General features: G+C 73.9%; 13 protein-coding genes. 2 read left to right on the top strand and 11 right to left on the bottom strand.

The genetic code is table 11. The features are described 5' to 3' along the window. The 3 genes from KME75_RS34645 to pafA all read right to left on the bottom strand — a co-directional run. A partial coding sequence (locus KME75_RS34645; RefSeq protein WP_219419162.1) for a helix-turn-helix transcriptional regulator occupies nt 1–956 on the bottom strand: 956 nt, incomplete at its 3' end. After that, the gene (locus KME75_RS34640) at nt 953–1966 is read right to left on the bottom strand and encodes a helix-turn-helix transcriptional regulator (RefSeq protein WP_219419161.1); all 1014 of its coding nucleotides are present in this window, start codon (nt 1964–1966) and stop codon (nt 953–955) included. The genes KME75_RS34640 and KME75_RS34645, both read right to left, overlap by 4 nt. Nucleotides 1967–2024: 58 nt before the next feature. Next, complete coding sequence (gene pafA / locus KME75_RS34635; RefSeq protein WP_219419160.1) at nt 2025–3386, bottom strand: Pup--protein ligase; 1362 nt, start codon at nt 3384–3386, stop codon at nt 2025–2027. A 212-nt stretch (nt 3387–3598) separates the two neighbouring features. On the opposite strand from pafA, the gene KME75_RS34630 reads away from it, so the two are divergent. Continuing rightward, complete coding sequence (locus tag KME75_RS34630) at nt 3599–5146, top strand: bifunctional phosphatase PAP2/diacylglycerol kinase family protein (protein ID WP_308283354.1); 1548 nt, start codon at nt 3599–3601, stop codon at nt 5144–5146. Between the two features lie 9 nt (nt 5147–5155). On the opposite strand, the gene KME75_RS34625 is transcribed toward KME75_RS34630, so the two are convergent. From KME75_RS34625 to dop, 6 genes are all read right to left on the bottom strand, one after another. Continuing rightward, on the bottom strand, nt 5156–5536 hold the full coding sequence (locus tag KME75_RS34625; RefSeq protein WP_219419159.1) for a VOC family protein: 381 nt from the start codon (nt 5534–5536) through the stop codon (nt 5156–5158). A gap of 51 nt (nt 5537–5587) precedes the next feature. Then, nucleotides 5588–6001 carry a permease gene (locus tag KME75_RS34620; protein ID WP_219419158.1) on the bottom strand — a complete coding sequence of 138 codons (414 nt, stop codon included), beginning with the start codon at nt 5999–6001 and terminating at the stop codon, nt 5588–5590. Between the two features lie 65 nt (nt 6002–6066). After that, on the bottom strand, nt 6067–6858 hold the full coding sequence (gene prcA / locus KME75_RS34615; protein ID WP_219419157.1) for a proteasome subunit alpha: 792 nt from the start codon (nt 6856–6858) through the stop codon (nt 6067–6069). Between the two features lie 60 nt (nt 6859–6918). Beyond that, nucleotides 6919–7779, bottom strand: coding sequence for a proteasome subunit beta (gene prcB, locus KME75_RS34610; protein WP_219419156.1), 861 nt, complete (start codon nt 7777–7779; stop codon nt 6919–6921). 85 nt (nt 7780–7864) lie between these two features. Further along, on the bottom strand, nt 7865–8062 hold the full coding sequence (locus KME75_RS34605; protein WP_219419155.1) for a ubiquitin-like protein Pup: 198 nt from the start codon (nt 8060–8062) through the stop codon (nt 7865–7867). Nucleotides 8063–8200: 138 nt separating this feature from the next. Next, a complete protein-coding gene (gene dop / locus KME75_RS34600) occupies nt 8201–9700 on the bottom strand; it encodes a depupylase/deamidase Dop (RefSeq protein WP_219419164.1) in 1500 nt (499 codons plus the stop codon). A 113-nt stretch (nt 9701–9813) separates the two neighbouring features. On the opposite strand from dop, the gene KME75_RS34595 reads away from it, so the two are divergent. Then, nucleotides 9814–10338: an NUDIX domain-containing protein gene (locus KME75_RS34595; RefSeq protein WP_219419154.1), complete on the top strand. Its 525-nt coding sequence runs from the start codon at nt 9814–9816 to the stop codon at nt 10336–10338. Here KME75_RS34595 and KME75_RS34590 read toward each other — a convergent pair whose 3' ends face one another. Next, nucleotides 10339–10977 carry a response regulator gene (locus KME75_RS34590; RefSeq protein ID WP_219419153.1) on the bottom strand — a complete coding sequence of 213 codons (639 nt, stop codon included), beginning with the start codon at nt 10975–10977 and terminating at the stop codon, nt 10339–10341. It lies immediately after the preceding gene. Then, entirely contained in the window at nt 10974–13070 is a 2097-nt protein-coding gene (locus tag KME75_RS34585; protein WP_308283352.1) for a histidine kinase, read from the bottom strand. Before KME75_RS34585 ends, KME75_RS34590 begins: the two co-directional genes overlap by 4 nt. Nucleotides 13071–13140 lie beyond the last annotated feature (70 nt).

Below are 13140 nucleotides of genomic sequence, written 5' to 3'. Positions count from 1 at the left end.
CCCCCCCCGCCGACGGCCGCCAGCGCCTCGCGCGCCCGGCGCCCGACGGCCTCGACCAGCTCCGGCGGCTCCAGCAGCCGCGCCCCGCCCCCGAGACCGAGCACGAGCCGCACGAGCCAGGCCGGGTCGGCGTAGCGCAGCAGCACCCGGGCCCGCCCATCGGTGAGCTCCGCGACGTCGTCGACCGGGTAGTACTCCGCCACCCAGCGCGCCTCGCGCTCCAGCAGCAGCACCGCGGAGCGGTGCTCGGCGTTGGGGCGGAACAGGCCCGCCGACACGTCGGTGGGCTCGGCGTCCGGAGGCGGCGCGGCGGCCTCGTCGAGCACCTCGACGTCCTCCACGCGGTCCAGGCGGAACAGCCGCACGCCCTCCGCGCGGCGGCACCACGCCTCCAGGTAGCCGCGGCCCTCCACGATCAGCAGCCGCATCGGGTCGATCGTGCGCTGCGAGACCGCGTCCCGGCCCGCCGTGTAGTAGACGATCCGCAGGGCGCGGCCGGCGGCGAGCGCCTCGCGGACGGCAGCGGTGGTGGCGGCGGCGTCCGTGGCCACGTCGACGGCCACGCCCGCGAGCCCGGCGTCGCCCACCGCCCGTTCGATCTTGGCGATGGCCCGTCGCACGGCGGCGGTGTCCACCACGCCGGGCACGTCGCCGAGCGTCCGCAGCGCCACCAGCAGCGCCGTCGCCTCGGCCGTGGTGAGCCGCAGCGGGCGGCGCATCCCGGCGTCGTGGGTGACGGTGACGGTGTCGCCGGAGAACGACAGGTCGACGAGGTCGCCGGGGCCGTAGCCGGGCAGCCCGCACATCCAGAGCAGCTCGAGGTCGCGGCGCAGCTGCCGCTCGCCGATGCCGAAGTCGGCGGCGGCCTCCGCCACGGGGATCCCCGGCCGCGCCAGCAGGTAGGGCACCAGCGACAGCAGCCGCGGCAGCCGCTCGGTGACACCGCCGGTGCTCATGACCCCGCCCGTGAAGGGGCGGGCGCCACGGGCACGGCGTGGGCGGCCGCGGACGCCTCCCAGTTCGCCTGCACGGCCGCGGCGAGCGCGTCCGGACCGAGCACGGCGACGTCCGGCCCGTGTCCGGCGAGCCAGCGGGCCACCGTCTCGACGCTGCGCAGCTCGATCTCCAGCTCGTCGCCCGGGCGGCCGTCGTGGACGCACGGGCCGATGACCCGCCCGATCCGGCGCAGCCCGTGGGCCCGGCCGTCGGCGACCCAGACCCGCGCCGTGCCGCGGACGGGCGGCGGGTCGACGCTGCGGCGCACCATCGCCATCACGTCCACGTCGTCGGGAACCGTGACGTCCCCCTCGCGGCCCACCGGCGTGATCGGCTCGCGGATCCGTGACACGCGGAACGAGCGCGGCGCGCCGCGGTCCCGGTCGTACCCGGCCAGGTACCACCGCCCGCGCCAGGACACCACGCCCCACGGCTCCACCGTGCGCCGCTGCTCGCCGCCCCCGTCGGCGGCGCTGCGGCGGTGGGTGAACGACACCGCGCGCCGGGCCCGCACGGCCGCCAGCAGCGGCGCGAACGCGGGCTCGGTGGCGCCCACCCGGGGCTGCACCCGGCCCCGGTCCTCGTCCACCTCGACCCCGGCGGCCCGCAGCTTCACCAGCGCCCCCTGCGCCGGGCCCGCGAGCTCCGGGGAGTCCCACAGCCGCGCCGCCAGCGCCACCGCGGCCGCCTCGTCGGGCTCGAGGTCGATGTCGCCGAGCTCGTAGTCCTGCCGGGCGATGCGGTAGCCGTCCTTGGTGTCGAAGCTCGACTGCCGCCCGGTCTCCAGCGGGACGCCCAGCTCGCGCAGCTCGTTCTTGTCGCGCTCGAACATGCGGAAGAACGCGTCGTCGGTGCGGGCGTCGGCGTAGCCGGGCACGATCTGGCGGATCCGCTCCGCCGTGAGGAACTGCCGGGTGGACAGCAGGCAGAGCACCAGGTTCACCAGCCGCTCGGCCCGAGTGGAGGACACGCCGGGAATCGTACGACCGGGAGCCGTGGCCCCGCGGCCGACCGGCCGTAACGGGCGGTCAGAGGGAGGCGATCAAGCGGTCCACCCGCTCGTCCACGGCCCGGAACGGGTCCTTGCACAGCACGGTGCGCTGGGCCTGGTCGTTGAGCTTCAGGTGCACCCAGTCGACGGTGAAGTCGCGACCCGCGGCCTGTGCGGCCGCGATGAAGTCGCCCCGCAGCTTCGCGCGCGTGGTCTGCGGCGGGGTGTCCTTGGCCGCCTCGATCTCGCCGTCGTCGGTGACCCGGTCGACCATGCCCTTGCGCTGCAGCAGGTCGAACAGGCCGCGGCCGCGGCGGATGTCGTGGTAGGCCAGGTCGAGCTGCGCGATGCGCGGGCTGGCGAGGTCGAGGTCGTTGCGCTGCCGGTACCGCTCGACGAGCCGGTGCTTGATGGCCCAGTCGACCTCGCGGTCGATCAGCGACAGGTTCTGGGTCTCGACGGCGTCCAGCGTGCGGCCCCACAGGTCGAGCACCCGCTGCATCGTGGGGTCGGCGGTGCCCCGGGTGGCGACGTGCTCGACGGCCTTCGCGTAGTACTCGCGCTGGACGTCCAGCGCGCTCGCCTCCCGGCCGCCCGCGAGCCGGATGGTGCGGCGGCCGGTGAGGTCGTGGCTGATCTCGCGGATCGCACGGATCGGGTTGTCGAGGGTGAAGTCCCGGAACTGGACGCCCGCCTCGATCATCTCCAGCACGAGGGTGGCCGACCCGACCTTGAGCAGGGTGGTGACCTCGGACATGTTCGAGTCGCCGACGATGACGTGCAGGCGCCGGTAGCGCTCGGCGTCGGCGTGCGGCTCGTCCCGGGTGTTGATGATGGGGCGGGAGCGCGTGGTGGCGCTGGAGACGCCCTCCCAGATGTGCTCGGCGCGCTGGGACAGGCAGTACACGGCGCCGCGCGGTGTCTGCAGCACCTTGCCGGCACCGCAGATGAGCTGGCGCGTGACGAGGAACGGCAGCAGCACGTCGGCGATCCGGGAGAATTCCCCGGCCCGCGCGACCAGGTAGTTCTCGTGGCAGCCGTAGGAGTTGCCCGCCGAGTCGGTGTTGTTCTTGAACAGGTAGATGTCGCCGCCGATGCCCTCGTCGACCAGCCTGCGCTCGGCGTCGACCAGCAGGTCTTCGAGGATCCGCTCGCCGGCCTTGTCGTGCGCGACGAGCTGGGTGAGCGAGTCGCACTCGGCCGTGGCGTACTCGGGGTGGCTGCCGACGTCCAGGTAGAGCCGGGCGCCGTTGCGCAGGAACACGTTCGACGAGCGCCCCCACGAGACGACCCGGCGGAACAGGTAGCGCGCCACCTCGTCCGGGGACAGCCGCCGCTGGCCGTGGAAGGTGCAGGTGACCCCGAACTCGGTCTCGACACCGTAGATCCTCCGCTGCATCCCGCCAGCGTATGCGGAGAAGGGCCCCTCGTGTCACCACTGTGAGGGTCCGGTTGCGGCGCGTCGCGCAGTAGATCTTCCCGTAGATCTACGGAGGTGCCGGGCGATCCGGCGCCACTAGCGTCTCCCCCGCAGGCGCACCGCCGGCCTCGGGGGTGCCGGCGGGGCGCCCTGCGGACCCGCGAGCGGCGCAGCTGCGTAGGGTCGGATCCGTGATCTCCTGGCTCCGGGGCCGCGCCGACAGGGTGAACGAGACCGACCTCGCCATCTCGCGCGCCGTCTCCTCGCTGCCCCCGTCGCGGCTCGACGACGCGATGAAGAACCTGTCCACCGCGGCGAACCACAGCGTGCTCTGGTTCGCCGTCGCCGCGGTGCTGGCGGGGCGGCGCGGATCCACCCGGAAGGCCGCCGCGCGGGGGATCCTGGCGATCGCCGGGGCGAGCGCCACCGCCAACGCGCTGCTCAAGCCGGCGCTGCCCCGGCGGCGGCCCGCCGCGTCCGAGCTCCCGGCCTACCAGACCATCGCCAACCCGCCGACGTCGTCGTCGTTCCCGTCCGGGCACGCCGCATCGGCCGCCGCGTTCGCCACCGCGGTCGCGATGGAGAGCCCCCGGGTCGGGCTCGTGATCGCGCCGCTCGCCGCGTCGGTGGCGTACTCGCGCGTGCACGTCGGCGTGCACTGGGCCTCCGACGTCGTCGTCGGCGCGGCGCTCGGCTCGGGCGTCGCGCTCGCCACCCGGCGCTGGTGGCCGGTGCGCCGCAGCGATGAGGCACTGGCCCGCCCCCTGGACACCGTGCCGGAGCTCCCGCGCGGCGAGGGGCTGGTCATCGTGTCCAACCAGCGCTCCGGCGACGCCGACCACGACCCGGCCGAGGAGCTGGAGGCCGCGCTGCCCGCCGCCGTCGTCGTGCGCGCCGAGCCCGACCGCGACCTCGACGAGCAGCTCGACGCCGCCGTCACCGCGCAGGGCGACCGCGTGCGCGCCGTCGGGGTCGCGGGCGGGGACGGCACGGTCGCCGCCGCCGCGGCGGTGGCGGGACGGCGCCGGCTGCCGCTGGTGGTCGTCCCGACCGGCACGCTCAACCACTTCGCCCGCGACGTCGGCGTGTACGACCTCCAGGAAGCCGTGGACGCCACCGGCGCCGGGGAGGGCGTGGCGGTCGACCTGGGCGTGATCGACGTGCACCCCGGTCAGGGCGGGGACCCGCAGGTCCCCGCCGTCGTGCGGCAGCGGCTCTTCCTCAACACGGCGAGCCTGGGCTCCTACCCGGATCTCGTCCGGCTGCGGGAGAAGTGGCAGCCGCGGTGGGGCAAGTGGCCCGCGTTCGCCGCCGCGCTCGTCGTGGTGCTGCGCAACGCCGAGCCGGTGGCGATCAAGATCGACGGCCGCTGGCTGTCGGTGTGGTTCCTGTTCGTGGGCAACGGCCCCTACCACCCGCGGGGGATGGTGCCCGCCTGGCGGCCGTCGCTGGACTCCGGTCTGTTGGACGTGCGGTGGCTGCGCGCCGACATCCGGTTCTCCCGGCTCCGGGCCGTGCTCGCGCTCGTGCTGGGCGCGCTCGGCCACAGCCGCGTGTACCACCAGCGCGAGGTCGGCGTGCTCGACGTCGAGCTGGCCGTGCCGGGCATGCTCGCCACCGACGGCGAGGTTGTCGAGGAGGCGGGCCGCTACACGTTCCGCGTGGCGAAGGACCCGATCCCGGTCTACCGGCGGCACGAGCACAACTGGACCGGGCGGGACCGCCCGTTCCTGGGCTGAGCGACCGGGTCAAGCGCCACCGCTGCCGTACGGGCGCGTCAGCACCTCGAGGTTGTGGCCGTCCGGCGAGTCGAAGTACAGCCCGCGACCGCCGTCGTTCGTGTTGTGGCCCGGCTGCCGGTGCCCGGGGTCGGCGTAGGTGGCCACCCCGCGCTCGCGCAGCCGGGCCGCGACGGCGTCGAACTCGTCCTCACCGATCAGGAACGCGTAGTGCTGTGAGGGCACGTCCGCGGTGTCCATGAAGTCGAGGCTCACCCCGTTGTGCAGTTCCACGACGGCAAACGGCCCGAACGACGTGGGCTCGGGCAGGCCGAGGACGTCGGCGAGGAAGCGTGCGCCCGCCTGCTTGTCCCGGGAGGCGACGATCGTGTGGTTCAGCTCGATGCTCATGCCGCTCAGCATCGAACCTCGAGCCCGGTCGAGGTCAACCCCGCATCACCGCTACCGGCCGTGCTGCCCGCCCTGCTGCTCGATGAGGATGTGCAAGAGGTCGGCGATCTGCTGCTGCCCGGCGGCCGTGGCGTCGAGCCTGCCGCGCATCTCGGCAAACCCGTTGTCGACCTTGCCGAATTGTTCGTCGACCTTCGCGAATCGTTCATCGACCTTGGCGAACCCGTCGTCGACCCGCTGCCGGAGATCGGTCATGTCCTCGCGCATCGCGTTGAGGACACGCGTGTTCTGCTCCCGGAACTCGCGGATCTCCCCACGGATCTCGGCGACGTCACGATCGGCTCCGCCGGCGAGCACGCGGGCGGCCGCGGCATCCTGCTCGCTGTGCCGCACGCGACCGGCCAGCTCCTGGACCTGCGTTTCCAACGCCGCCACGCGGGCCTCGAGATCCCCCGATTCCGCCATGACCGGGAGCCTACCGGGCGCGGGTCGCCGACGAGGCCGGTTCGGTCAGTGCGGGCAGGGGCCCCTCATGACTCGTCGCCCTCCACCGCGGCGCTGGCTGCGGGTGCGTCGTCGCCACCCGCGACGTCCGGGGTGGCGCCGTTGGCACCCCGGTTGGCCTCGGGAAGCAGGTCGCGCAGCGCGGTGCCGGTGATGCGGCGGAAGGTGCGGCGCGGACGGGTCCGATCGAGCACGGCCACTTCGAGGGCCTTCACCCCCAGCACCTCCGCAGCTCCCCCGTTGGCCGTCGACGCCGCCTGCAGCGCCTCGACGGCGATCGCGATCGCCTCGGCGAGCTCCACTCCGGGCCGGTAGGTGTCCTTGAGCTTCGCGCTAATCGGGTCGGTGGTGCCGCCCATCACCACGAACTGCGGCTCGTGGGTGATCGAGCCGTCGTAGGTGATCCGGTAGAGCTGGTCGGACTCGGCGTCCGCACCGACTTCGGCCAGGCACAGCTCCACCTCGTAGGGCTTCTGCTGCTCGACGAACGCCGTGCCGAGGGCCTGCGCGTAGGCGTTGGCGACCATGCGGCCGGTGACATCGCGACGGTCGTAGGCGTAGCCGCGGAAGTCGGCGAGGCGGATGCCGCCGGTGCGCAGGTTGTCGAACTCGTTGTAGCGGCCCACCGCGGCGAAGCCGATGCGGTCGTAGATCTCCGAGATCTTGTGCAGCGCGGCGGACCGGTTCTCGGCGACGAACAGCACGCCGTCGGTGTAGGTGAGGACGACGACGCTGCGGCCGCGGGCGATGCCCTTGCGCGCCAGCTCGGAGCGGTCGCGCAGCAGCTGGTCGACGGAGGAGTAGAAGGGCATCGTCACGGCAGGAACTCCTGGGGCATCGAACGGGCGGGGAGCATGGCGCTGTCCATGGCGCGGACCTCATCCACCGGGGTTCTCGGTGCGACCGGTCACGACGTCGCGCACGACCGCCTCGATCTCCTCCTCCGGGCGGCGCACCGCGCCGTCGGCGCCGGTGATGCTGACGACGACCGGGAAGATCCGGCGGGTCAGGTCGGGGCCGCCGGTGGCGGTGTCGTCGTCGGCGGCGTCGTAGAGCGCCTCGACGGCTGCGCGCACCGCGCCCGCGAGGTCGGCGGCCGGGTTGTGGCGCTTCTTCAGGGCCGACTTCGCGAACACCGAGCCCGACCCCACGGCGTGGTAGCCGAGCAGCTCGTCGTAGCGGCCGCCCGTGGCGTCGTAGGTGACGATCCGGCCGGCCTCGGCAGGCTCCTTCGCCGTGTCGTAGCCGACGAACAGCGGAACGACGACGAACCCCTGCAGCGCGGCGCCGAGGTTCTGCTGCACCATCCCGGCCAGCTTGTTGGCCTTGCCGTCGAGCGAGAGCGGCACGCCCTCGGTCTTCTCGTAGTGCTCCAGGTCGACGCTGAACAGCCGCACCATCTGCAGCGCGATACCGGCCGACCCGGCGATGCCCACCGCGGAGTGCGAGTCGGAGACGAATACCTTCTCGATGTCCCGCTGCGCGATCACGTTGCCGGAGGTGGCCCGCCGGTCACCGGCGATCACGACGCCCTCGGCGAACGTCAACGCCACGATCGTGGTGCCGTGCCGCACGTCCAGCCCGCCGGCGGCCGCGGCCTGCGGCGAGAGCCCCTCGGGCACCCGGCCCGGGAGCAGGTGTGGCGCGTTGGCCGTGACGAAGTCGGTGAACGACGACGGGCCGGGCGCGAGGAACGCGCCCAGGCCCGTCGGGGTGACCTGCGGGTCGGGGAACGACATGGTCAGGTGGACGCCTCTCCTCGTGCTGGTGCTCGTGGTGGAACGACGGTGGTGCGCGGGCGGCGGAGGCCGCCCGAGGGTTCGGCTACTCGCCGCCCTTCTGGACGTAGGCACGCACGAAGTCCTCGGCGTTCTCCTCGAGCACGTCGTCGATCTCGTCGAGGATCGTGTCGACGTCCTCGCCGAGCTTCTCACGGCGCTCCTGGCCCGCCGCCGCGGCGTCGCCGCCGTCCTCGTCGTCCCCGCCGCCTCCGCCCTGGCGCTTGGTCTGCTCCTGCGACATGGGTGTCTCCTCCTCGCGCCTGCCCGGTTGCGCCCCCTGGCTCAGCACCGGGTCCGGTAGCTGAACACTACCCAGCCGATCGACGACACGCCCGGGATGGGAACCGTGCCGATGCGCGCGTCGGGCGCGGCGGGGCCCTCACCCGCGGGTCAGGGCCTCCACCAGCTCCTCGGCCGTACGGGAGTTGTCGATCAGCTCGCCCACGTGCCGGCGGGTGCCGCGCAGCGGTTCGAGCGTGGGGATCCGGACCAGCGACTCCCGGCCCAGGTCGAAGATCACCGAGTCCCAGGACGCCGCCGCCACCTCCGCCGGGTAGCGCTCCAGGCAGCGCCCGCGGAAGTAGGCGCGCGTGTCGTCCGGCGGCTGGTGCATCGCGGCCAGGACGTCGTCCTCGGACACCAGCCGCTTCATCGAGCCGCGGGTGACGAGCCGGTTGTAGAGGCCCTTCGCCATCCGGACGTCGGTGTACTGCAGGTCCACCAGCTGCAGGCGCCCGGAGTTCCAGGCGAGCCCGTCGCGCTCCCGGTAGCCCTCCAGCAGCCGCAGCTTGGCCGGCCAGTCCAGCCGGTCCGCGCACTCCATGGGGTCGCGGGCCAGGTCGTCGAGCACCTCCCCCCAGATGGTGAGGACCTCGGCGGTGGCGTCGTCGACGTCGGCACCCATCGTGTTCTCGACGTGCTTCTGCGCCTTCTCGAAGTAGGCGCGCTGCACGTCCAGACCGGTCATCTTGCGCCCGTCGACCAGGTCGACGGTGGTCTTCAGGCTCGGGTCGTGGCTGATCCGGTGCACCGAGCGGACCGGCTCGGCCAGCCGCAGCTCGTCGAACCGGACCCCGGACTCGATCATGTCGAGCACCAGCGCCGTGGTGCCGACCTTGAGCAGCGTCGAGTACTCGCTCATGTTCGCGTCACCGATGATGACGTGCAGGCGGCGGTACTTGTCGGCGTCGGCGTGCGGCTCGTCGCGGGTGTTGATGATGCCGCGCTTGAGCGTGGTCTCCAGGCCGACCTCGACCTCGATGTAGTCGGCGCGCTGCGACAGCTGGTAGCCGGCCTCGTCCCCGGACGCGCCGAGCCCCACCCGACCGGCCCCGCAGACGACCTGGCGGGTGACGAAGAACGGCGTCAGCCCGGCCACGATCGACGGGAAGGTGGTGGACCGGGCCATCAGGTAGTTCTCGTGGGCGCCGTAGCTTGCGCCCTTGCCGTCGACGTTGTTCTTGTACAGCTGGATCCGCGGCGCGCCGGGCACGGTGGCCGACCGCATCGCGGCCTCCTCCATCACCCGCTCCCCCGCCTTGTCCCAGACCACGACGTCGCGCGGGGTGGTGACCTCGGGCGTGGAGAACTCCGGGTGGGCGTGGTCGACGTAGAGCCGCGCGCCGTTGGTGAGGATGACGTTCGCGGCGCCGAGGTCGTCGAGCTCGGACTCCGCGGGGTTGTGCATCGTGGGCGCGGACAGGTCGAAGCCGCGGGCGTCGCGCAGCGGCGACTCCACCTCGTAGTCCCACCGGGCGCGGCGCGACCGGGGGATGTCGGCGGCCGCGGCGTAGGCCAGCACGACCTGGGTGGAGGTGATCACCGGGTTGGCGGTGGGGTCGCCGGGCACGGAGATGCCGTACTCGATCTCGGTGCCCATGATCCGGCGCGCGGTCACGGGGCCGCCTCGACGTGCGCTGTCATGTCCCGAGCCTAACCGCGGCAGGCGCGCACCGGTGCCCGGCCGCCTGAGCGCACCGCGATGATGGTCCCGTGCATCCAGCGGACGAACCGGTGGCCCGTTACGACGCCGCGGGCACCGAGATCGGGGTGGCGCCCCGCGGCGTCGTCTACCGGGACGGGCTGTGGCACGCCGGTACCGGTGTGCTCGTCCGCAGCGGGGACGGCGAGCGCGTCTACCTGCACCGCCGCCACCCAGGCAAGCTGATCTTCCCCGGCCGCTACGACTGCTGGGCGGGCGGCGTGCTCGGGCCCGGGGAGTCCCCGGCCGCCGCCGCCGAGCGGGAGCTGGCCGAGGAGTTGGGGATCACCGGGGTCCCGCTGGTGCCCTGCGGGCGGTTCGCGTTCGACGACGGCGCCGTGCGGTGCCACACGTTCACCTACGAGGTGCGGTGGGACGGCCCGGTGCGCCACCAGCCCGACGAGGTGGTCTGGGGCGAGTGGGTGACGCTTCCCCGGCTGCTCGAGGTCCTCGCCGACCCGCAGAGCTACCCGTTCGTCCCGGACGGGCGGGTGGGCATCGAACGCTGGCTTGCCGCGCACGGCCGCACGGACTGATCAGGTTCCCAGCCCCGCCTCCCGCGCCCTCGCCACCGCCTCGCCGCGGTGGGCGACCCCGAGCTTGGTGAAGATGCTCGAGACGTAGTTGCGCACGGTCTTGTGCGACAGGTGCAGCCGGTCGGCGACGGCGGCGTTCGTCAGCCCCTGCGCGACGAGCCCGAGGATCTCCCGCTCCCGCTCGGTGAGCTCCGGGAACGGGCGGGCCGCGCCTGGCGCGGCGAAGTACCACCGCAGCCGCCGGGCGATCCCCGGGCCGAAGATCGCCTCACCCCCGGCGACGGCCCGGATCGCCCGCATCGTCTCGACGCCGTCGGCTCCCTTGAGCAGGTAGCCACGGGCACCGGCCCGCACGGCGGCGAACACCGAGTCGTCGTCCTCGACCATGGTGAGCACCAGCACCGCCGTCGCCGGGGCCTGCGCGAGGATCGCCCTGGTGGCCTCGATCCCGTTCCCCCCGGGCATGGCCAGATCCATGAGCACGACGTCCGGGTGCTCCTCGACGGCGGCCGCGACCGCCTCCGCGCCCGTCGTGGCCTCTCCGACGAGCTCGATGTCGGGCTCGGCGGTGAGCAGCGCGCGCATCCCGAAGCGGAAGCCCCAGTGGTCGTCGGCGACCAGGACGCGGATCGGCGTCACCGGTCGTCCCCGACCGGTAGCTCGGCCCGCACCAGGGTCCCGCCGCCGGGAGCGGGCCCCACGTCCAGCCGTCCGCCCAGCTCCACGGCGCGCTCCCGCATCGACCCGAGCCCCACACCCACACCGCGGATCGCCCCGATGCCGCACCCGTCGTCGCGGATCTCGACGACCAGCGCGCCCGGGGCAGGCGCCAGCCGCAGCACGCAGGTCCGGGCGCGGGCGTGCCGCACGACGTTGGTCAGGGCCTCCTGCGCGATCCGGTACGCCGCGACCTCGACGGCGGCGGACAGCGGCGGCAGCGCCGCCGGGGCGTCCACGGTCACGTCCAGGCCATCGGCGCGGTGCCGCCCGGCCGTCTCGGTCAGGGCGCCGAGCAGCCCGAGGTCGTCCAGCGCGGGCGGGCGCAGCCCGTGGACCACCCGCCGGACGTCCGTGACGGCCTGCTGGGCCTGCGCCTTGAGGTCCAGCAGCAGTTCCTCGGCCGCGTCCGGGTCCCGGCGCAGCAGCGTGCGAATGGCGTCGATGGTGAGCGCCTGGCTCGACAGCTGCGGCCCGAGGCCGTCGTGCAGGTCGCGGCGCAGCCGCCGCCGTTCCTCCTCCCGGGCGGTGACCAGCCGCTCCCGCGCCCGCCGGAGGTCGTCGGCGAGCAGCACGGCGTGCGCTGCGGTCCCCGCCTGCCGGGCGAGGTCCTCGAGCAGCCGCCGGTCCGCCGGGCCGAACCCGTCCTCACCTCTGCGCGGGGACGCGACCAGGTCACCGACCCGCTCGGCGCCGTGGGTCAGCGGGAACCGGAGGACGCGCTCGCCCGGGCTCCCCCGGGACGCCCCGGCCGCGCCCGTCGTCTCGATGGCCACGTACGGCAGCTTCAGCGCGGAGGCGAGGGTCTCGACGACGACAGCCAGCACGTCCTCGCGCGCCGCGCCCGCCTCCAGCCGGGCGCCGAGCCGGGAGAGCACGGCGTAGGGGTCGTCGCGGTCGCCGTGGACGAGCCGGTTGACCGCACGCTGCAACCGCGTGCGCAGCGGGATGACCAGCACGGCGACGAGGCCGGTCGCGAACAGCGACAGCACGGTCGTCCCGCGCCCGGGCACGAGCGCGCCGATCCCACCGACGACGAGCACGTAGATCGCGACGACGGCCACGGTGAGGGCCGCGTAGCCGAGGGTGCGGCTGAGCACCAGGTCGATGTCGAACAGCTGGTGACGCAGGACGGCGATCCCGATGGTCACCGGGACCGCGAGGAAGGCGAGCTCGAGCAGACCGATGCCGGCGAACTCGTAGAGCAGCGCGGGCACGCCGGGCGCGGTGAGCTGCGGGACGAGCTCGGCGAGCGTCCCGAGCCCGACGAACGCCACCATCGCCGTGCCGATGCCGAGCAGGGCCCACTTGAGCTGCCTGCGCTGCACCGGCCCGGCACGCCGGTACCGCACGACGGGTGCGACGAACAGCGCGCCGAGCAGCACCGCGTACAGCGGGAGGTCCACCCACAGCGGCCGCTCGTTGAGGGCGGAGGCCGGGAAGTGCTCGTTGAGGACGAGCTCCGCGACGAAGACCGGGGCGACCCAGCGGGTCCAGCCCGGGACGAATCGGCCGTCCGGGAACAAGTACACGAGCAGGAAGAAGCCGGCGAACGCGGCCGTGCCGAGCACGTCGGCAACCACGCGGACCGCGGGTGGGGCGCCCGCGGTGTCGACGGTGTTGGGGAAGAATGCCGCCCAGGTCACGAGCGTGAGCGAGATGAGCCATGCGCCGCGGTCTCGGGGGCGGCGCAGGTGGATCGCGACGCCGACACCCCACCACACCGCGGTGACCAGCAGGATCACGCCGATCTGCACCGCCGCGTAAGCCGCGGGGGCGACGCCCAGCGCGGCGAAGGCGCCCGCGGCCTCGGCCGGGGTCATGCCGTCGCCGAAGCTGCCGAACCCCCGCAGCTCGGCGACCGCGGTGTACGCGCTCGGGAGACTCACGAGGAACAGCGCGGCCGATACGCCGCCCGCCGCCCACCAGACCGCCTCGGCGAGCCACCGCACGGCCGGGTCCCGGACGGCGTGCCGCACCGCCGCCGGACGCCGCACCACCTGCAGGGCCTCCACACGGGCCTCCTCGCGCTCGGCGGCGGGCGTTCAGTATGGGGACGGGTGGGGGGGGGCCGGGGGCCCCCGC

The sequence above is a fragment of the Pseudonocardia nigra genome, assembly GCF_019396355.1.
Taxonomy (GTDB): domain Bacteria; phylum Actinomycetota; class Actinomycetes; order Mycobacteriales; family Pseudonocardiaceae; genus Pseudonocardia; species Pseudonocardia nigra.
This window is presented reverse-complemented; position numbering and strand designations above follow the sequence as displayed.